This is a genomic window from Thalassolituus marinus (assembly GCF_020320395.1).
In the GTDB taxonomy this organism is placed as follows: domain Bacteria; phylum Pseudomonadota; class Gammaproteobacteria; order Pseudomonadales; family Oceanobacteraceae; genus Venatoribacter; species Venatoribacter marinus.
Window position 1 is genome coordinate 24,391 of the sequence record NZ_JAEDAH010000002.1, and the last position, 19,385, is coordinate 43,775.

General features: G+C 54.2%; 17 protein-coding genes. 9 read left to right on the forward strand and 8 right to left on the reverse strand.

The window, feature by feature from the left end:
• Positions 1-91: 91 nt before the first annotated feature.
• Positions 92-1,060, forward strand: coding sequence for a hypothetical protein (locus tag I9W95_RS00465; RefSeq protein WP_225670591.1), 969 nt, complete (start codon positions 92-94; stop codon positions 1,058-1,060).
• Positions 1,061-1,108: 48 nt separating this feature from the next.
• Here I9W95_RS00465 and I9W95_RS00470 read toward each other — a convergent pair whose 3' ends face one another.
• Both I9W95_RS00470 and I9W95_RS00475 read right to left on the reverse strand, forming a co-directional pair.
• Positions 1,109-1,282, reverse strand: a complete 174-nt coding sequence (locus tag I9W95_RS00470) for a PA3496 family putative envelope integrity protein (protein ID WP_225670593.1) — start codon at positions 1,280-1,282, stop codon at positions 1,109-1,111.
• Between the two features lie 256 nt (positions 1,283-1,538).
• Positions 1,539-2,402, reverse strand: coding sequence for an SIS domain-containing protein (locus I9W95_RS00475; protein WP_225670594.1), 864 nt, complete (start codon positions 2,400-2,402; stop codon positions 1,539-1,541).
• A 145-nt stretch (positions 2,403-2,547) separates the two neighbouring features.
• Between I9W95_RS00475 and uvrD the strand changes: the two genes are divergently transcribed.
• Together uvrD and I9W95_RS00485 are read left to right on the forward strand one after the other, a co-directional pair.
• Positions 2,548-4,746, forward strand: coding sequence for a DNA helicase II (gene uvrD, locus I9W95_RS00480; protein ID WP_225670596.1), 2,199 nt, complete (start codon positions 2,548-2,550; stop codon positions 4,744-4,746).
• A gap of 28 nt (positions 4,747-4,774) precedes the next feature.
• Positions 4,775-5,872: a TRAP transporter substrate-binding protein gene (locus I9W95_RS00485; RefSeq protein WP_225670605.1), complete on the forward strand. Its 1,098-nt coding sequence runs from the start codon at positions 4,775-4,777 to the stop codon at positions 5,870-5,872.
• A 93-nt stretch (positions 5,873-5,965) separates the two neighbouring features.
• Here I9W95_RS00485 and I9W95_RS00490 read toward each other — a convergent pair whose 3' ends face one another.
• Complete coding sequence (locus I9W95_RS00490) at positions 5,966-6,844, reverse strand: HDOD domain-containing protein (RefSeq protein ID WP_225670607.1); 879 nt, start codon at positions 6,842-6,844, stop codon at positions 5,966-5,968.
• 132 nt (positions 6,845-6,976) lie between these two features.
• Between I9W95_RS00490 and I9W95_RS00495 the strand changes: the two genes are divergently transcribed.
• Positions 6,977-8,173: a class I SAM-dependent rRNA methyltransferase gene (locus I9W95_RS00495; protein ID WP_225670609.1), complete on the forward strand. Its 1,197-nt coding sequence runs from the start codon at positions 6,977-6,979 to the stop codon at positions 8,171-8,173.
• A gap of 8 nt (positions 8,174-8,181) precedes the next feature.
• Here I9W95_RS00495 and I9W95_RS00500 read toward each other — a convergent pair whose 3' ends face one another.
• Together I9W95_RS00500 and I9W95_RS00505 are read right to left on the reverse strand one after the other, a co-directional pair.
• On the reverse strand, positions 8,182-9,435 hold the full coding sequence (locus I9W95_RS00500; protein WP_225670611.1) for an imelysin family protein: 1,254 nt from the start codon (positions 9,433-9,435) through the stop codon (positions 8,182-8,184).
• A 15-nt stretch (positions 9,436-9,450) separates the two neighbouring features.
• Positions 9,451-10,113, reverse strand: coding sequence for a histidinol-phosphatase (locus I9W95_RS00505; RefSeq protein ID WP_225670613.1), 663 nt, complete (start codon positions 10,111-10,113; stop codon positions 9,451-9,453).
• A 249-nt stretch (positions 10,114-10,362) separates the two neighbouring features.
• On the opposite strand from I9W95_RS00505, the gene rppH reads away from it, so the two are divergent.
• Positions 10,363-10,854, forward strand: coding sequence for an RNA pyrophosphohydrolase (gene rppH, locus I9W95_RS00510; protein WP_225670615.1), 492 nt, complete (start codon positions 10,363-10,365; stop codon positions 10,852-10,854).
• A 6-nt stretch (positions 10,855-10,860) separates the two neighbouring features.
• A complete protein-coding gene (ptsP, locus tag I9W95_RS00515) occupies positions 10,861-13,137 on the forward strand; it encodes a phosphoenolpyruvate--protein phosphotransferase (RefSeq protein ID WP_225670617.1) in 2,277 nt (758 codons plus the stop codon).
• A gap of 48 nt (positions 13,138-13,185) precedes the next feature.
• Here ptsP and I9W95_RS00520 read toward each other — a convergent pair whose 3' ends face one another.
• The 3 genes from I9W95_RS00520 to I9W95_RS00530 form a co-directional block, all read right to left on the reverse strand.
• Positions 13,186-13,737 (reverse strand): DUF882 domain-containing protein, encoded by a 552-nt coding sequence (locus I9W95_RS00520; RefSeq protein WP_225670619.1) that lies wholly within the window; start codon positions 13,735-13,737, stop codon positions 13,186-13,188.
• 175 nt (positions 13,738-13,912) lie between these two features.
• Positions 13,913-15,712, reverse strand: a complete 1,800-nt coding sequence (locus tag I9W95_RS00525) for a L,D-transpeptidase family protein (protein WP_225670621.1) — start codon at positions 15,710-15,712, stop codon at positions 13,913-13,915.
• 167 nt (positions 15,713-15,879) lie between these two features.
• Entirely contained in the window at positions 15,880-16,665 is a 786-nt protein-coding gene (locus I9W95_RS00530; protein ID WP_225670623.1) for an NRDE family protein, read from the reverse strand.
• 147 nt (positions 16,666-16,812) lie between these two features.
• On the opposite strand from I9W95_RS00530, the gene I9W95_RS00535 reads away from it, so the two are divergent.
• The 3 genes from I9W95_RS00535 (at position 16,813) to thyA (ending at position 19,275) form a co-directional block, all read left to right on the forward strand.
• Positions 16,813-17,601 carry a sulfite exporter TauE/SafE family protein gene (locus I9W95_RS00535; protein WP_225670624.1) on the forward strand — a complete coding sequence of 263 codons (789 nt, stop codon included), beginning with the start codon at positions 16,813-16,815 and terminating at the stop codon, positions 17,599-17,601.
• A 73-nt stretch (positions 17,602-17,674) separates the two neighbouring features.
• A complete protein-coding gene (lgt, locus tag I9W95_RS00540) occupies positions 17,675-18,484 on the forward strand; it encodes a prolipoprotein diacylglyceryl transferase (protein ID WP_225670626.1) in 810 nt (269 codons plus the stop codon).
• Positions 18,481-19,275 carry a thymidylate synthase gene (gene thyA, locus I9W95_RS00545; RefSeq protein ID WP_225670629.1) on the forward strand — a complete coding sequence of 265 codons (795 nt, stop codon included), beginning with the start codon at positions 18,481-18,483 and terminating at the stop codon, positions 19,273-19,275. The genes lgt and thyA overlap by 4 nt, the downstream gene beginning before the upstream one ends.
• The last annotated feature ends 110 nt before the right edge of the window (positions 19,276-19,385 follow it).

The window sequence follows — 19,385 nt, forward strand, 5'->3', positions numbered from 1 at the left end:
GTCTTTCAGACCGCTTTTCTATTTTTTGTAAAATATTTTTCAGAAGAATATTTTGCAAAGAATGGATATATAACGGAACAGGACTTTCAATATGCTAAGAATAGTGGCCTTAGTTGTGCTGATTTTTGGTTTTTCAGCCCAGGCAGAAATAATTACTAATGGTCACCTTACCATTACTATCAGAAATGATAATGGAGCAATAGATTCTTATGTAATGGATGGTGTGGATTATTTTGGGCAGGGAGCACATGTATCCGACTGGGGGGTTCAGATTGGCAGTGATACATCCACTTTCCGGATTAACTATACAAATGGCGGTACTGCTATTCCTGTATCGGTAACGAAGGTTTCTGCTAATCAGGTTGATGTTACCGGTATTATTAATTGGGCGGGGAAGAACGTTAGCTTCGTACGTTCAATAAAAGTGTCTGATAGCCAAAATGCGATGTTGTTTTCTTATGTTCTGACGAATAACGATCTTTTCGATCCTGTTGAAATATCCGTCTTTGAAACCTTCGACCCTGATCAGGGGATCGTTTCTGGTGGAGGATATGAAACTTATAATGATGTTGTGACATTTAGTGGACTTCGTGTAGCACAGGCTGTAAGTGAATCAGGTTTGACGTTTATGATTGGCACAACAGATTCTCGTATGACGCTTGCTGCAGGTAGCCCTTTCCGTATTAGTTCTGGAGCAGGATTAAACAGTTTTTTTGCTTCACCTTATGATGGTGAAGGCACGTTTGATGATGAAGGGGTTCATATTGGCTTGAGGGTGACACTTGAAGCTGGTGAAGAAACGACCAGCGTCGCTGCCGCAGGCTCTGCACAGAATACTGATGCGACGGTTGCCGGAGATGCTATTTCAGATATAGCGACAGGACTAGTTGCAGACATATTAGAAACAGATCTCGTTAACCGGATTATAAAAACTGTTCAGGATGAAGGTCCTTCAGTAACGACCCAGGAAGTAACAACAACAGACACTGGTGGTGCTGTTGAATATTCTTTCTTATTGGTCTTGTTTGCATTTGGATGGGGCATGAGGCGCTCGAAATAAAAAAGCCGGTCAGGAAACTGACCGGCTTTTTTATTGGATTTTTTTTAGTCAGATTTCTTCGGCGTAGAAATCTTCCAGATCGCGTTCCAGTCGCTTACGTTCCAGGTGGGCTTCAATAGCACGGCGTGCCATCAGTTTCTTTGACATCTGGGAGTCTTTATTAACAACGACTTTGCCTTCCTGATCAAAGGAGACAACTTCTTCGTGGGCTTCGAATTTCATTGCTGCTTCCATTATCTTTCCCTCTGGTTGATCACAGTAAATCCTGCTGCGATTTTTCTTTTTATTCGTTGCAAAAGAATGACACTTCGTAAGGTCTTAACCAAGATGCTTTCACTGGCCAGCAGATGCCGATGTCCGCCTGCAGGCCGCGAACTTTGTGCCGTGTGGCCGTATAGGACAATGTTGGCGATAAAATTAATAAAACTATCCATTGGCCAGAATGCTCTGATGGCGCAAATGGTCCGGTTACTTCAGACTAATTGTGCCGTCCGGAATCGACCCGCAGAGATTTAATGCTGCGCTTGATGGCATTGAGGTGCTCGGCAAACTCCGGTCCGCGACGCTGAGTGACGGCAACGGCCAGCATATCGATGACCATCAGGTGAGCGATGCGGGAAGTCATCGGCGTGAATTGCTCGGTGTCTTCTTCGATGTTAATGAAGATAGGCATATCGGCGGCCTGGCTCAGTGGCGTATTCGCTGGCGCCAGACTGACTACTTTTGCGCCGTGCTGTTGTGCGAACTCGACTGAATGCAGCAGATCTTTGGTGCGGCCACTCTGGGAGATCGCTACCACGACATCCTCATCGCTGAGTGTCACGGCAGACATGGCCTGCATATGCGGGTCGCTGTAGGCTGCGGTGGCCACCTGCAGACGGAAGAATTTGTGCTGAGCATCAATGGCCACAGCACCGGAGGCACCAAAGCCATAGAACTCTACCCGTCGGGCAGAGCTGATGGCGTTAGCAGCAGCAGCAACCTGAGCATAGCGCAGTTGTGTTTTCACCTGATGCAGGCGCTGAATGGTGGTGTCGGCAATCTTGTCGCAGATGTCTTCGATGCTGTCGTCTTCGGCGATAGCGAACTGACCAATGTTATTGGCAATGGCCATTTCCTGCGCGATACGGACCTTGAATTCCTGAAAGCCGTTGCAGCCAATGCCGCGACAGAAACGGACGATGGTGGGCTCACTGACCTGCGCTTCCTGAGCCAGGTCGACAATACGCATGTGCATAACCTGCTGTGGCGCCTTGAGTACATACTCGGCCACTTTAACTTCCGATTTGCGCAGGCCGGGAATGGCCGCAGCGATCTCGGAGAGAATAGGACTGTTTTTCACAGCAGGTTTCCTTGTGGGACACAGCCGCTGATTATAAAAGCGTTTTCATTGAGAAGGCCATCTCAGTCCTCGACTGGCCCGCTTTGCTGCTGACTACTGTACAAAAAAGCAGTCTTTTCCTGCGCCCTTTGGTAGACTGCGGCGCATGGATATTTCATTGCTTCTTGATCAACTGAATGATGGTCAGCGCAACGCCGTGGCGGCCAGTTCCCGTCATCAGTTGGTGCTGGCCGGGGCCGGTTCGGGTAAGACCCGTGTACTGGTGCATCGTATTGCCTGGCTGCTGCAGGTTGAGGGTGTGTCGCCCTTCGCGCTGATGGCGGTAACCTTTACCAATAAAGCGGCGAAAGAGATGAAAGGTCGTCTCGAACAGCTGCTGAATATTCCCGCCAATGGTATGTGGGTGGGGACGTTTCACGGTCTGGCCCATCGCTTTCTGAAACTACACTGGCGTGAAGCCGGTCTGCCGCAGCATTTCCAGATTCTCGACAGCGATGATCAGCTGCGCCTGATCAAGCGCGTAATGAAAGAAAACAACATCGACGACAGCCGTTATCCGCCAAAGCAGATTCAGTGGTACATCAGCGAGCAGAAAGACGAAGGCCGTCGTGCGGCGCACGTTATTCCATCCGCCGACCCGTTTGCCCGTACCCTGCGCGATGTTTACGAGCTGTATGAGCAGGCCTGTCAGCAGAATGGTCTGGTGGATTTCGGTGAAATTCTGCTGCGCTCCCATGAGCTGTGGCTCAATCATCCGGATCTGCTGGCGCACTATCAGCAGCGCTTCCGCCATATTCTGGTGGACGAGTTTCAGGACACCAACAATATTCAGTACGCCTGGATTCGTATGCTCGCGGGCCAGCATATTTCGGTGATGGCCGTAGGCGACGATGACCAGTCTATTTATGGCTGGCGCGGTGCCAACATCGGCAATATTCGTGATTTCCAGCAGGATTTTCCCGGCGCCGAATTGATTAAGCTTGAACAGAATTACCGCTCGACCAAAACCATTCTTGGTGCGGCTAACGCGGTGATTTCCAACAACGGTGGCCGCCTCGGTAAGAACCTGTTTACCGAAGGCACGGAAGGCGAAACCATCAGTCTGTACAGCGCCTTTAACGAGCAGGATGAAGCGCGTTATATCGCCGATCAGGTCGATGCCTGGGCGCGCGACGGACGCGAACGCCGGGAAATGGCCATTCTGTATCGCTCCAATGCACAGTCACGCACGCTGGAAGAAGCGTTACTGCGGGCGGGCATTCCTTACCGTATTTATGGCGGCCAGCGTTTCTACGAACGGCTGGAAATTAAAAATGCACTGGCCTATCTGCGCCTGCTGCTGAACCGCAATGACGACGGCTCGGTAGAGCGTGTGATAAACGTACCGGCGCGTGCTATCGGCGAAAAAACCGTCGACCTGCTGCGCACCTTTGCCCGTGATCAGGGTTGCTCCCTGTGGGACGCTGCGCACCTGGCGGTGCGCAATGGCGCACTACCGAAACGGGCAACCACCTCGGTGCAAAGCTTCCTCGATCTGGTTGATGAAATGAGTGTCGGCATCGACGAGCTTGAACTGCACGAGATTGTGAATCACGCCATCGAGCAAAGCGGCCTGATTGATCACCACCGTAAGGAAAAAGGTGAGAAAGGCCAGGCGCGCATCGACAACCTCGAAGAACTGGTAAACGCCGCGCGTCAGTTTGATGCGGATGAAGTGGCCGATGACGGTGACGACGAAGACAGCCCATTGTATGAACTGGCGATGTTCCTCGATCGTGCCGCACTGGATGCCGGTGACGCCCAGGCCGATGAATACGAAGATGCGGTGCAGTTAATGACCCTGCACTCGGCCAAGGGGCTGGAGTTTCCGCAGGTGGTTCTGGCGGGTCTGGAAGAAGGTTTATTCCCGCATAAAATGTCGATGGACGATGCCGATGGTCTGGAAGAAGAGCGTCGGCTGGCCTATGTCGGTATTACCCGGGCAATGGAAAAACTGATCATCACCTATGCTGAAAGCCGCCGTCTGCACGGTCAGGAAAACTTCAGTACACCATCGCGTTTTATCCGCGAAATTCCGTCGGAGCTGATCAGCGAAGTACGACTGAAAAACACCATCAGTCGCCCGCTTAGTGCGCGCACGACACCAAAGATTATGACTGGTCGTCAGCTGTTACAGGACAACGTGCCATATCAGCTGGGGCAGCGTGTGTATCACGAAATGTTTGGCGAAGGCACAGTGCTGCAATATGAAGGCCAGGGTAACGGCCTGCGTGTGCAGGTGAATTTCGATGACGCCGGCAGTAAATGGTTGGTGGCGAGCTTCGCAAAACTCGACGCTTTGTAATTACGTTAACAATAAAAAGGAACCTGAAATGAGACGTTTTTCACGCTGGCTGCTGGCTCTGACCGCCACCGCTATGCTGGCTGGTTGTCAGCAGGACTGTGATACCACCACCGCGACAGCAACGGCTGCTCCTGCGGAAACCATTAAATGGAAACTGGTGACTTCATGGCCGAAAAACTTTCCGGGTCTGGGCACCGCACCTGAGCGTTTCGCTACCCTGGTGAACGACATGTCCGGCGGTCGTCTGCAGATTAAAGTGTATGGAGCGGGCGAACTGGTACCGGCTCTGCAGGTGTTTGATGCAGTGTCACAGGGTACTGCTGAAATGGGCCACAGTGGTGCTTACTACTGGAAAGGTAAAACGGCAGCATCGCAGTTTTTTACCTCAGTTCCGTTCGGTCTGACCGCACAGGAAATGAATGGCTGGATGGAATACGGCGGCGGCCAGCAGTTGTGGGAAGAGGTGTACGCTCCGTTCAACCTGCTGCCAATGCCGGGTGGCAATACTGGCGTACAGATGGGCGGCTGGTTCAATAAAGAGATCAACAGCGTAGAAGATCTGAAAGGTCTGAAAATGCGTATTCCGGGTATTGGTGGTGAAGTGCTGGCGCGTGCTGGTGGCACACCGGTGACTCTGCCGGGCGGTGAAATTTTCACCTCACTGCAGACCGGTGCTATCGACGCCACCGAATGGGTTGGCCCATACAACGATCTCGCGTTTGGTCTGTATAAAGTGGCGAAGCATTACTACTACCCGGGTTGGCACGAGCCGGGCTCAATGATGGAATTCGTGATTAACAAACCGGCATTCGAAAAACTGCCAGCGGATCTGCAGGCCATCGTGAAAGTAGCGACCAAAGCGATCAATGAAGACATGCTGTCGGAGTTCACCATGCGTAACCAGAATGCACTGGTTGAACTGAAAGAAAAACACGGCGTGGACGTTCGTCCATTCCCGGATGAAGTGCTGAAGAAGCTGCAGATGCTGTCTGATGAAGTGGTGGCAGAAGTAGCACAAACCGATGACATGACACGCAAGGTGTATGAATCCTTCCGTACTTTCCGCGATAAAGTCCGCGCCTATCATGCGGTGAGCGAGCAGGCTTACATTAACGCCCGCGATTGATGTGGTGAACGTCTGACGTCGGAGGTCTGACGTCAGACGTTCAGCTTCCGACGTTCAGCTTCCGACATCCGACGTCCGACGTCCGACGTCCGACTAATACCGATAATTCTGATAGCCGATGCCCATTTCGGCGAAGTTCATTTCCATCTGTTCAATATCGTATTCACCCAGCCCCAGATAGGTCATTACCTCGGCACTGATGTTTTGCCACTCCAGATCTTCGGCCTGCTTGCCGAGAATACGGAAGTTGCCACAAATATGTTCAGCCAGTTTCAGAATTGCCAGCAGGGTTTTGCCTTCTGAGTCGCGATGATCGTTGGTGGCGAAGTAGCGGGTGGCGCTGTGGTGTTCGGCAATCACATCACACAGCAGCTTCGGCAGGTTCCAGGACTTGGCGGTGTAGTAGCCAATCACCGCATGGTTGGTGTTCATGCGCTGATTTTCGACATCGACCACACGCAACTCCGGGTGGGCGTAGGACTCTTCCATTATCTCGAGGTAATTATCGAAGCGCGCCATCAGTAGTGGAATGCCGCAGTTGTGAAACAGCCCCAGCAGATAGGCCATATCCGGGTTGGGGTAACCCACCTGTTTAGCAACCGACATAGACACCTGAGCAATGTCGTTGGCGGTGTCCCAGAAACGGTTCATGTTAACGATGGTTTCATCGCTCATCTGGCTCTTGATGGATAAGCCATTGATGATGTTAATGACACTGTTCAGCCCCATCAGACTGACCGCTTGCTGCACTGACGTAATACGGTTTTTCAGTGCGTAGAAGGGTGAGTTCACCACTTTCAGAATGGTACCGGCGAGGCCAACGTCCTGACTGATCAGTTTGGAGATCCGGTTCATATCCGGGTTCGGCATGATCTGCTCCATTTGCAGGTCCACCAGTATCTGTGGCTGCGGAGGGATCTTAATGCCCTGCAGGATGCGGTTTACCTGTTCTTCGGATAGCTCTTGAGTCATAGGCAGTCAGTTGGGTAGATAGCGGCCGGGTAATGAAAGCAACTCACTAAGAATAGCAGCTGATTTTCAGTATGCCGGGCGCATAATGCGTATAATGCGCTTCTTTTGTAACCATCCCCGGGGAATCTCCAGATGCTGCCTGTCCTGCGTTTAAAAGCCAAAGCCGAACGTCGCCTTAAAGGAGGGCACCTCTGGGTCTACAGCAATGAGGTGGATACCGCCCAGACGCCGCTGAAGAGCGTGTCGGCCGGCAGTGAAGTGATCATCGAAACGTCAGCCGGTAAAGCGCTGGGCGTGGCGGTTGCCAGCCCGGAACAGCTGATCTGCGCACGTCTGTTCAGTCGCGATGCCAGTGCTCGTCTGGATGGTTCGCAGATTGTTCACCGTCTGAAAATCGCCCTCAGCAGCCGGGAGCTGTGGTACCCGCATGGCTGCTACCGCTGGGTCTATGGCGATAGTGACGGCCTGCCGGGTCTGGTCATCGACCGTTTTGGTGATGTGGTGGTGGTTCAGATTTCCAGTGTGGCGATGGAGTTGCGCCGTCAGGACATCGCAGACGCCATCAATAAAGTGGTGAAACCTGAGTGCATTGTTTTCAAGAACGACGGCAAGTTACGGGCGGTGGAAGGTTTACCTGAGTACGTCGACGTTATTCAGGGGGAGCTTGAAGATGACTGCGCCCCACTGGTGGAAAACGATACGCGCTTTATGGCTCCGGTCATCCATGGTCAGAAGACCGGTTGGTTCTACGATCACCGCGAGAATCGTGCGCAGCTTAACCGCCTGGTAAAAGGTAAGCGTGTGCTGGACGTGTTCAGCTATATCGGTGGCTGGGGTGTACAGGCTGCCAATCACGGTGCTGCTGAAGTGCATTGTGTGGACGCGTCTGGCCAGGCGCTGGACTGGGTTGAGCAGAACGCGGCACTGAATGGCGTTGAGGAGAAAATGCACTGCTGGGAAGGTGATGCCTTCACCGCGTTGAAGCAGCTGCGCGATAACGGTGAACGTTTTGATGTCGTTGTCGTTGATCCGCCAGCCTTTATTCCTCGTCGTAAGGATATCAAGGCTGGTGAACAGGCGTACAAGCGCATCAATCAGATTGCTATGCGCTTATTGAGTAAGGACGGTCTGATCGTCAGTGGTTCCTGCTCGATGCACCTGGCGGAAGATCGTCTGCCGGATATGCTGCGTAATCTGGGACGAGAGCTGGATCGCGAAGTTCTGATTCAGCACGTGGGCAGTCAGGGGGCAGATCACCCTGTGATTCCGGCTATTCCGGAAACCCGCTACCTGAAAGCTGTCTTTGCCCGCGTACTGCCGACCCGTTAACGGCTGGCTCAGTCGCCAGCCAATGGGATATTCAGTTGGCTGGCGGTCTTCTTCACTACCGACATCAGCTCAATCAGACGCTCACGGCATTGCTGACGGTTGCTCTGATTGTCTTCTTCGCTCCAGGCCTGCAGAGCACTTTCGATCGCGACAAAACGGTCCTGCCATTCCTGCTGTAATGGCGCTCCGGCATCGTCTGGTAGTAACAGCGACAGGCCGGATGGCAGATCATCAGTGCTGGCCAGAAACAACTGACGAATGCCTTCAGTAAGGGCGCCAATATCCTGCGAGGTGGTCTGGCTGAACTCGCTGCTGTTTCCCTGCAGGCGTTTGCCCAGCAGTTCCTCTGACAGCAGTGACTGGGCTGCCATCAGGGTCGCGGCCACCACCTGTTGCGGCTCTGAGCGCTGTACCAGAGTGGCGTAGTAGCCATTGCTTGGTTCCCAGCGGCGCTGCAGGCGATGCAGGTGTTTCTGGACCTGCTCACTGATCAGCTGTGTGTACTGACGGCGGCGATTATGGTTCTGCACCTCGACGGTTAATGCGGCAGCAGCGGAATCAGCGACATCGCCTGACTCCCCTGCGGTTTGCTCTGCATCGTCTGCTATGTGGCCACCTTCGCTGGGAATGACCACAGGTGCGGAGTTTTCCTGCGGGAAGAAATCACGCGGTGAGCGTTTGCCATCGGCGCCCCACAGCATGAATTCGTAGGCGTGATAACCCAGGCTGGCGTAGCTCGGATCGGAAAAACCATGCTGGGCCAGCATTGACTCTTCATTCAGCTCAAGGGTCAGGTCATTGACGATGCCGCTGAACGGGTAGCCCGGCAGGTAATCAATGTAACCGCCTTCAATTGGCCAGCTGTCGAGCAGCACCAGAGTGTGCTGCAGATCGATGTTTTGCTTGAACCAGTCCGGTGGATCATTAATCGGCAGAAAGGTGAAAACCAGGGTGTGCAGATAGGCGCTGTAAGCGTCGCGCCAAGCCTGCTGCACTTCTGCCTGGGACATCGGGTTCGGGTGGTACAGGTAGGACTGCAAGCGACTGTCCAGAGCCTGAGCTTTCTGCGCCGCCGCTGAGTAACTGGTGTAAGCACGCAGGCCAAGCTGCGCGGTGTAGGCGCCAGCTTCATCGGAATCCAGCGCCGCAGTGGTTACCGGTGTCTTACTGCTGGTCGTGACCGGGGTCATCGTTTGCTTATTCTGGTCACAGGCCGTCAACGCCAGCAGTGCGGATAACAGAATAATGGATTGGTGCTTCACGCCAGCGTCTCCCTGTTACGCGTCGTCTCGCAATGAAATAACCGGCCAGCCTCGCTGTCCGGCAATCGTCCGCAACTTGTCATCCGGATCGACGGCGACCGGATGGTCGACGATCTCCAGCAGTGGCAGGTCGTTGTGCGAATCACTGTAAAACCAGCTGTCTTGCAACTCGTAGCCCTGCTCGCTTAACCAGTCATTGAGGCGAACTACTTTTCCACCCTGAAAGCTTGGGGTGCCGACGGTTTTACCGGTATAGCCACCATCAATGAATTCAGGGTGCGGAGCAATAATGTGATCGATACCCAGTAACTCAGCAATCGGATAGGTGACAAAGCCGTTGGTCGCAGTAATGATCAGCAGGGTATCGCCAAGGCGTTTGTGGTGCGCGATCAGATCACGGCTTTTCTGTGAAATCAGCGGGACAACACGCTGCTGCAGGAACTTCTCCCGTTCCGCCAGCATGGCTTCAAGTGAGTACTGTGTCAGTGGCTTCATAGCGAACTCCAGGTACTCATGAATATTGAGCGTGCCGGCTTTGTATTGTTCGTAGAAGTGGTCGTTACGGTGCTTGTGCACCTCAGCATCAACCAGACCAGCATCGACCAGATACTGCCCCCACGCATGATCGCTGTCGCCATCGAGCAGGGTGTGGTCAAGATCAAAAATCGCCAGTGCCACGGCAGTCCGCCTTAGTGTCAGAATCGTTAGAAATTTAGTCGCTATTCTAAGGGCAACAGCGCATACTTTCCTTATAATTCTGAGTTTTGACTACAGATAAAAAGCAGACGATTGGTTCTAAGTGCTAAGACCGGAAGCGTAACTTCCCGGCTGTGGACCAGTCAGACAGCCGCAGTGCGTTGCTGTCTGCTTGACCTTTTGCCTGAAATCGGCAAGGTTTGAACCAGAAACAAGTTAGTGGACGGCATTGTGATTGACGAACATGGTTACCGCCCCAACGTCGGAATCATCCTTTGTAATGACAAAGGACAGGTACTTTGGGCACGGCGGATTGGTCAGGATGCCTGGCAGTTCCCCCAGGGGGGAATCAAACAGGGGGAGTCCCCTGAGAAAGCTCTGTATCGCGAGCTGATGGAAGAAATCGGACTGGAAGCCAGGGATGTTCAGATCCTTGGCTGTACCCGTGGCTGGCTGCGTTATCGCTTGCCGCGGCGTATGATACGTCATGACAATAAGCCGGTTTGTATTGGTCAGAAACAGAAATGGTTTCTGCTCAGACTGGTCAGCGATGAGTCGCGGATTAATGTAAAAGCCAGTGATAAGCCGGAGTTTGATGGCTGGGACTGGGTAAGTTACTGGTTCCCGCTGGGTCGCGTAGTGGCTTTTAAGCGGGATGTATACCGTCGCGCCATGACTGAACTGGCACCTCGGATAGCGAAACTGCAACGAAGGGCGGGCTGATAACGAATGCTCGATATTCTCAGACGGATCGTACAGGAGGTCAGTGCTGCCACTGATCTCAGCGATGCACTTAAAGTGGTGGTGGCGCGTATTCGCGAAGCCATGGCCACTGAGGTGTGTTCGGTCTACCTGTACGATTCGGATGCCAAGCGCTATGTGCTGATGGCAACTGAGGGTCTTAAGCAGGAGGCTGTTGGCCGTGTGAGCCTCAGCTCTTCGCAGGGTCTGGTCGGTCTGGTCGGCTCCCGTGAAGAGCCTATTAACGTCGATAATGCGCCGGAGCACCCGCGTTTTCACTTCCTGTCAGAAACTGGCGAAGACCCGTTTCTCTCTTTCCTCGGTGTGCCCATTATTCATCACAAGCGTCTGATGGGCGTGATGGTTGTTCAGCAGCGTGACAGCCGCCAGTTTGATACTGGCGAAGAAGCGTTTCTGGTGACGATGTCGGCGCAGCTGGCGGGGGTTATTGCCCATGCTGAAGCGACCGGCAATATCCTCGAAATTCCTGAAACCACAGAGCGTAAAAAGAGCACCCGTTTTGCCGGTGCGCCGGGTTCCCCCGGAGTGGCACTGGGCCGCGCTTTTGTTATTACGCCAGCGGCCGATCTGGGGGCCGTCGTGGATAAAGAAGCCGAATCTATTGACGAAGAGATCGAGCGCTTTGAGGCCGCACTGGAAGCGGCGCGTAACGAGATTCGCGTACTGGGTAAAAAACTGTCCAGCGAACTGCGTCCGGAAGAAATGGCGCTGTTCGATGTTTACCTGAATATGCTCGATGATCAGGCGCTGGGCGCGGAAGTGCGGGCACGGATCGAAGAAGGCAACTGGGCACAGGGTGCGTTGCGTCAGGTGGTGATGCAGTACGTTGGGCATTTCCAGATGATGGAAGACGTCTATCTACGTGAGCGTGCCACCGACATTATTGACCTCGGTACGCGTATTCTGGCGCACCTGCAGGGCAATGATGAGGTCGCTGAGGAGTATGACTTTCCCGACGACACTATCCTCATCAGTGAGGAGCTGACACCGGCGATGCTGGGTGAAGTGCCGCCGCAGAAACTGCGTGGCCTGATCTCGGTGAAAGGTTCGTCTAACTCCCACGTTGCCATTCTGGCACGGGCGATGGGTATCCCGACGGTTATGGGGGTGGTCGACGTCCCGTATGCGCAGTTACACGGCCTGGATATCATTGTTGATGGCTATCGCGGGCACATGTATTCAAGCCCGAATGATGAGTTGCGAGAGCAGTATCAGGCGATTTACGAAGAAGAACAGGCGCTGCAGAAAGATCTTGAGGGCCTGCGTAACCTGCCGGCAGAAACATCCGATGGTCACCGTATCCCACTGTGGGTAAATACCGGCCTGATCACCGATGCGGTGCGCAGTCTTGAGCGCGGTGCCGAGGGCGTAGGCCTGTACCGCACCGAAGTGCCGTTCATGATGCAGGATCGTTTTCCCAGTGAAAGCGAGCAACAGAATATTTACCGTATCCAGCTGGAGACCTTTGCACCGGCACCGGTGACCATGCGCACCCTGGATATTGGTGGTGACAAAGCCCTGACTTACTTCCCGATCAGCGAAGCGAACCCATTCCTTGGCTGGCGTGGTATTCGTGTCACCCTGGATCACCCGGAAATTTTCCTGGTGCAGGTGAGGGCGATGATGAAAGCCAGTGAGGGTCTTAACAACCTGCGCATTATGCTGCCGATGATCACCAGCGTTGGTGAGGTCGATGAGGCATTGCATCTGGTTTATCGTGCCCATGCGGAGCTGCTGGAAGACGGATATAAGATTGAAATGCCTCAGGTCGGGGTGATGATTGAAGTCCCTGCGGCGGTATATCAGATCCGTGATCTCGGTCAGCGCGTAGATTTTCTGTCCGTTGGCAGTAACGACCTGACTCAGTACCTGCTGGCGGTAGATCGCAATAACCCTCGCGTAGCTGACCTCTATCAGGCATTCCACCCGGCGGTACTTAATGCACTGAAGATGATTGCCGATGCTGCCAGCAGCATCGGTAAACCGGTGAGTGTCTGTGGCGAACTGGCGGGTAATCCGCTGGGAGCGGTACTCTTGATGGGGATGGGCTACGACATGCTGTCGATGAATGCCACCAACCTGCCAAAAGTGAAGTCAGTGATTCGCGGCGTCAGCCAGCAGTGGGCAGAGACGCTGGTGGATGATGTGTTGCGTATCGACAGTGCGCCGGTTATTGCTTCTATGGTTCAGCTGGCGCTGGAGAAGGCTGGCTTCGGGCGTATTATCGGACCATTGCGTACCTGACGCGGGTACTTAAAAAACAGGCTCCTGAGGGAGCCTGTTTGCGTTCTGTCAGGCAGTCCAGTGACGGACGCGGCCGGTGTCTATGTGAATAAAACCACTCTTCGGGTAGTAGCCTACGCCACCACTTTCCATGGCCAGTGCGGCCCGGTGTAAGTGACGGTGCGAAACGCCGGGAATGCGGATATCAATCGCCCGGCCCTGCATATGCAGACTGTGCTCCGCAACGCCGGCACTGTGTTCCCGCAGGCTGGAGTTTGACGCCGGTGCCCGGTAGCCGGAGATCACATACAGTGGCTCATGGCTGTCAAACAGGGTCTGCAACTGGTACATGTTCTGATACAGCTGTTTCTGCATCGCCATCGCCATATCGGTGCGGTGATCGCGTACCAGGAAGTCCAGTGCCTGTAATCCATCGTCCAAATACTGACCTTCAGCCCAGAAAGTGCTGGTGACAGTTTCGCCGGTATGAATGTTGTAAACACGCAGGGTGCGTTCTCCCTGAGCTGGTGCTGCGCTTGCGACGGGTGACAGCAAAGGGGCTGTTACGCCAGCTGCTCCCAGTGTGGCAGCCTGTTTCAGAAAGTGACGTCGGTCCAGCATGACTCAGTTCCCCAATGACTATTTATTGTCTGTTTCGTGATCATTGCGGGGAGTATGCCAAAACGTTGCCAGAAGGAATTGGCAACAGTTCCGCTTCGTGCAATTCGTTACATAAGTCATACAGATTTATGTAACGCCGACTTTTTGTGGCGTGAAATGAAGGAAAGATGTGCCGTCAGAGGCTGACGGCAGGGTTTACCGGCGGCAAACCGGCAATCAGATCGCGGCTGTAAACGTCTTCACGCACCTGAAGAGAGCCTTCTTCGTCAACCCAGGTGGTCCAGTACATAAGGTAAACCGGTACTTCATCCTGCAGTCGGATGCGTGTGGTGCGATTCTGGTCGATGGCCGAATCGATATGATTACGTGTCCAGCCCTGCTGGCCACGCAGTAATTTCTCGGCCAGTAATCTCGGTTTTTCAACACGTACGCAGCCTGAACTCAGCGCTCGTTTGTCCAGGTTAAACAGCTGAGGCTGAGAGGTGTCGTGCAGGTAGATATCCTTGTCGTTCGGGAACAGGAATTTGATGGTGCCCAGTGCGTTATCTTCGCCCGGCTTCTGCACCAGCCGGTATGGGAAATAGGATGCACTGAGTTTCTTCCAGTTAATGTCTTTCGGCGAAATGTACTGGTCTACACCGCCGACACGGCCAATCACCTGATAACCTTTCTCGTCCAGATAGCCCGGGTTGCGGCGAATCTTCGGTAGCAGGCTGGATACGGCAATACGGCGTGGCACTGACCAGGTCGGAGCCAGCTCCAGGGTACTGATCTTCTGTGCCATTACCGGGGTACGGCGCTGCAGGTTGCCGATGATTACTTTCATATCCAACTCAGCGGAGTTGCCATTCATCAGCTGCAGACGGTAGTCCGCCATGTTAACCATGATATGGCGCTCACCCAGCTCGGATGGCAGATGACGCCAGCGTTTCATATTAAGCGCTATCTTCTGAGCCATCTGGTAAGGCGGAATGTTCAGCCAGGTCAGGGTCTGTGTATTCAGGCTGCCGCTGACTTCCAGATTGTGGCGTCGCTGAAAATGACGCAGCGCTTCTGCAAGGCTGTCATCGAACAGGAATTCGGCCCGGTTCAGGTCATAGGTTTCATGTTCCGCAGGTGCGCGAGTGCGTTCTTCGGCGTCCTTGAACAGCCACGACAGTGCACCTTTCTGCAGATCGCCGTACTGGCTCAGCATCCAGCGCAAATGTGGCACCAGACGGTGACGCTCGCCCTGGCTGATGGTCATCTCATCCGGCAGTGGGTACCAGTTGCCCGAGTTGGCAATGCTGAGATACCGGTTGAGTTCCTTACGCAGCTTGCGATAGCCGGGGTGAGATGGTGTCAGCTTCTCGACCAGAGCTGACAGCTCGTTGCGGCGTACCGAGTCACTCAGCAGGCGAACAATGTCTTCTTCATTGATCTCGCTGATGTCTTTACCAGAATGGGTCGCTGCTACTTTACGAATCGATGGGTGATCACCTTCTCCGGTATCCGGTAACAGCTCAGCGTTCAGCGCTTGCTGGGCGTAAGTAATGAAGGCGTCAGTCAGCAATACTTCAACTGCGGTAGCCTGCTTGGGAATATTGGACAGACGATTGGTTTCGCGTTCCAGCGTGGCCAGCTCGTAACCATAGTTACGCCAGTCATCGGCGGCGGTTTCACGCAGCACCTGCAGTAACTCATGGCCCGCTTCCGTCAGCTCATAGCTGTTCATCCACACCGGCTGGTAGTCGCGGCGCAGGTAGAAAGGCTCAATGGCCTGAACATGCTTGAGTCGCACTTCGCCGGCAACGTGGCGGGCAGATTCAATTAACCACTGCTCCATATATTTCTGCGCCACCTTGGGCGGCATATACGGCTTGGTATTGATGCTGGCAGCCAGAGCGGCGAACAGCAGACCGATGCAGACCAGGGCGATGACGCTGGTCATAGTCAGTACGCGTTGCGGCTTCTGAGACGGATTTACTCTGTTCATGCAGAAAAGTATGGACGCCGATTCGCAAAAATGTGACGCGAATCGCGCTACCTTTCTAAGAATTTTGTAAACGAGTGCAACCAGAATTGGCGTCGGAAAACAGACTGTAAATAAAACAGTAAGTTATCGCGTTTTATTGTAACTGGCCGGGGGCTGACGGCTTTTTGTCAGCCCCCGGAATCGGCGTGATTGTCGCGTTTTAACAGTGCCAGCTGCTGCTCATTGCTGGCCTGTTGTTCGCCAGCGGCATTCCAGCTGATTTCATGCAGGGTGATCGACTGTTCTGTTGCCACCAGGCCGGTGGAGCAGCGAGTACCGTACGCCGGCGAAACGATAAATTGTGCCGACAGCATGCGTTCCCATTCCGGCGGTACTCCTGTTGCGGGCAGTTCCTGATCTGGCCATGGCTGGCGCCGGTCAAGCAGATGGGCAAGAGTTTGTGCTGAACACTGGTCGAGCTGCAGTATCTGTTTACTGGCAAGGCGAGTTTTCGGCCATGGTGTATTGAGTGCGGCGTTACTCATGGTGTGTACGCCGGGGCTGACGACCTGCCAGTGTGGCTTTGGGTAGTTGGTGACATATAGCAGTTGCTGCTGATCACCAATTAACAGATTGAACGGCGCATATTCTCCGGCGTTATCGATCAGTTCGCTGACGAATGTTTCGGCGCTGCCGTGGCCGCCAAGCCAGCGGCTGGCTAGCAAGCCCCGCGACAGCGGCTGTTGGGGGCCGGCTCCCGGTGCACGGACGTTGGTCAGTGCGGCAATCCGGCCCTGATGAGACGCGCCCAGCCAGGTGCCACCCTGCTCCAGATCACGTCCGGCGACGATGGCAGGATTATCCTGCCAGGGCTGTAATGGTGCTGTCGGACGACGGTGGAATTCATCCCGGTTGGCGGCCATTCGCAGCCAGCAGGGCTGACCCGGCTGCCAGTCAAAAACGATCAGGCACACTCTGCGGTTCTCCAGTTAATGCTTGTGCACCGCTTCCGGTGCAGGAGCGGAGACGGTAGCCCGAAAGCAGAGGTGGGTAAAGGCAGCCTGCTTTCCGCTCGCGATTGGGTCATAATGCCTGCCCGGAAATTTAACGCGGCAGAGTGAATGCTTACCTTTCTTATTTTCCTCGCAGTGGGTGCACTGGCTGGCGTGCTGGCTGGTTTGTTTGGTATCGGGGGCGGCATGGTGATCGTACCGGTACTGGTTCTGACGTTCACTGCGCAAGGGATCAGTGAAGCCGTGCTGACCCATATGGCTGTCGCTACTTCGCTGGCGACCATTGTATTTACCTCAATCAGTTCGGTACGCGAGCATCATCGCAATGGTGCTGTCGACTGGTCGCTGGTGGCGATGCTGAGTATCGGTATTGTGGTTGGTACGGCTATCGGCGTATCTCTGATCACCTCGGTGCCGGGCCCTGTGCTGCAGAATATTATCGGTGTGTTCGCCTTGCTGCTGGCCGTGAAAATGTTCTTTGGCATTGAACCTGGCAGTGATGGCAAACGCCCGGGTACGACGGGGCTGGTGACTGCAGGTGGTGTGATTGGCTTCGGTTCATCCTGGTTTGGCATCGGTGGAGGCACCTTTACGGTGCCGTACCTGACCTGGATGAAGGTGCCTATGCGTCAGGCCGTCGCGACCTCGGCTGCCTGTGGCTTACCAATTGCGATTACCGGTGCAGTCAGTAACGTGTTTGCTGGCTGGAGCGCTGAAGGTTTACCTGCCTGGACGACCGGCTTTCTCTACTGGCCAGCGATTGCCGGTATTGTGCTGACCAGCGTGCCGTTCGCGAAAGTCGGCGCTCGTCTGGCCCACCGACTGGATCAGGCAAAACTCAAAAAAGGCTTTGCTTTGCTGTTGTTCGTTGTGGGCCTGAAATTTTTACTGTTCTGACGTTGTCATACGGCATTAATCCGGGCGTGGTATCCCTGCGCCCATCACGTAGTAACCCAAGGAAGAAGACCGGATGCTTACCTATCCCGATATAGACCCCGTTGCCATCAGCCTCGGACCGCTGCAGGTTCACTGGTATGGCCTGATGTATTTGCTGGCGTTTGGTACGGCCTGGGGCCTGGGCAATTACCGCGCGTCACAGCCGGGGTCTGGCTGGACCAAAGAGCAGGTCTCCGATCTGATTTTCTTCGGCGCCATGGGGGTCATTCTGGGGGGCCGCTGTGGCTACGTGTTGTTTTACAACTTCCCACAGTTTCTGGAAGATCCTCTGTGGTTGTTGCGGGTCTGGGAAGGTGGCATGTCGTTCCACGGTGGTCTGCTCGGTGTCGTGCTGTCGATTGCCTGGTTCGGCCATAAGTACAAAAAGAGTTTCTTCCAGATCGCCGATTTCGGCGCGCCGTTTGTGCCGCTGGGGCTGATGTTCGGACGCCTCGGAAACTTTATCGGTGGTGAGTTGTGGGGGCGTGTGGCCGATCCGGCGTCAGTGCCCTGGGCCATGGTGTTTCCGCGTGCCGGGGAGTTGCCTCGTCATCCGTCACAGCTGTATCAGGCAGCGCTGGAAGGCTTCCTGCTGTTTGTCATTGTGTGGTTTTACTCGTCGCGTCCACGCCCACAGAAGGCTGTCAGCGCAATGTTTTTGATCGGCTATGGCGTTTTCCGTAGTATTGCGGAGTTCTTCCGCGAACCGGACGCTCATATTGGTTTCGATCTGTTCGGCTGGATGAGCCGCGGTCAGCTGCTGAGTCTGCCGATGATTATTTTTGGTGTGGTGCTGCTGGTCATTGCCTATCGCAGCCCACAGAATGGGGAAAGCAAAGCATGAAACAATATCTCGATCTGATGCGCCATGTGCGCGAAAACGGCATCTTCAAGGAAGACCGTACCGGAACCGGCACCTACAGCTGTTTCGGTTATCAGATGCGCTTTGACCTGAGTGAAGGCTTTCCGCTGGTGACCACCAAGAAACTGCACCTGCGCTCGATTATTCACGAGTTGCTGTGGTTCCTCAGTGGCGATACCAATATCCGTTATCTGAAAGAAAATGGCGTTTCCATCTGGGACGAATGGGCCGACGAAAACGGTAACCTTGGTCCGGTGTACGGCTCTCAGTGGCGCAGCTGGCCAACCCCGGACGGTGGTCATATTGATCAGATTACTCAGGTGGTTGACCAGATTAAGAACAATCCGGATTCCCGCCGTCTGATCGTTAGTGCCTGGAACGTCGCAGAAGTGAACAACATGGCACTGCCTCCATGCCACGCGTTTTTCCAGTTCTACGTTGCCGATGGCAAACTGTCCTGCCAGCTGTATCAGCGCAGTGCTGATATCTTTCTTGGCGTGCCGTTTAACATCGCCAGTTACGCATTACTGGTGCATATGGTGGCGCAGCAGTGTGATCTGGAAGTGGGTGACTTTGTCTGGACCGGCGGTGACGTGCATCTTTATGCCAACCATCTGGAGCAGACCGATCTGCAGCTCAGTCGTGAGCCGCTGCCACTGGCGAAGCTGGTAATTCAGCGCAAACCGGACAGCCTGTTTGACTACAAATTCGAAGACTTTGAAATCGAAGGCTACGAGTCTCATCCGCACATCAAGGCGCCGGTCGCCGTCTGAATCCGGCCAATCAGGGCACTCCGGCAGGGAGTGTCCTTTCCTTTCTTGCCATTTATTATGAATTCCCTCTGACCTGAGCGACCTTTGGCCGCGGCTGACTATACTGAGTC

Bases quoted from the DNA above. Each gene is read 5' to 3' on its own strand.
- I9W95_RS00490 (WP_225670607.1), bottom strand. From the start codon at position 6,844: ATGACTCAAGAGCTATCCGAAGAACAGGTAAACCGCATCCTGCAGGGC.
- lgt (WP_225670626.1), top strand. From the start codon at position 17,675: ATGCTTACCTATCCCGATATAGACCCCGTTGCCATCAGCCTCGGACCG.
- I9W95_RS00520 (WP_225670619.1), bottom strand. From the start codon at position 13,737: ATGCTGGACCGACGTCACTTTCTGAAACAGGCTGCCACACTGGGAGCA.
- I9W95_RS00470 (WP_225670593.1), bottom strand. From the start codon at position 1,282: ATGAAATTCGAAGCCCACGAAGAAGTTGTCTCCTTTGATCAGGAAGGC.
- I9W95_RS00465 (WP_225670591.1), top strand. From the start codon at position 92: ATGCTAAGAATAGTGGCCTTAGTTGTGCTGATTTTTGGTTTTTCAGCC.
- ptsP (WP_225670617.1), top strand. From the start codon at position 10,861: ATGCTCGATATTCTCAGACGGATCGTACAGGAGGTCAGTGCTGCCACT.
- uvrD (WP_225670596.1), top strand. From the start codon at position 2,548: ATGGATATTTCATTGCTTCTTGATCAACTGAATGATGGTCAGCGCAAC.
- thyA (WP_225670629.1), top strand. From the start codon at position 18,481: ATGAAACAATATCTCGATCTGATGCGCCATGTGCGCGAAAACGGCATC.
- I9W95_RS00485 (WP_225670605.1), top strand. From the start codon at position 4,775: ATGAGACGTTTTTCACGCTGGCTGCTGGCTCTGACCGCCACCGCTATG.
- I9W95_RS00535 (WP_225670624.1), top strand. From the start codon at position 16,813: ATGCTTACCTTTCTTATTTTCCTCGCAGTGGGTGCACTGGCTGGCGTG.
- I9W95_RS00495 (WP_225670609.1), top strand. From the start codon at position 6,977: ATGCTGCCTGTCCTGCGTTTAAAAGCCAAAGCCGAACGTCGCCTTAAA.
- I9W95_RS00525 (WP_225670621.1), bottom strand. From the start codon at position 15,712: ATGAACAGAGTAAATCCGTCTCAGAAGCCGCAACGCGTACTGACTATG.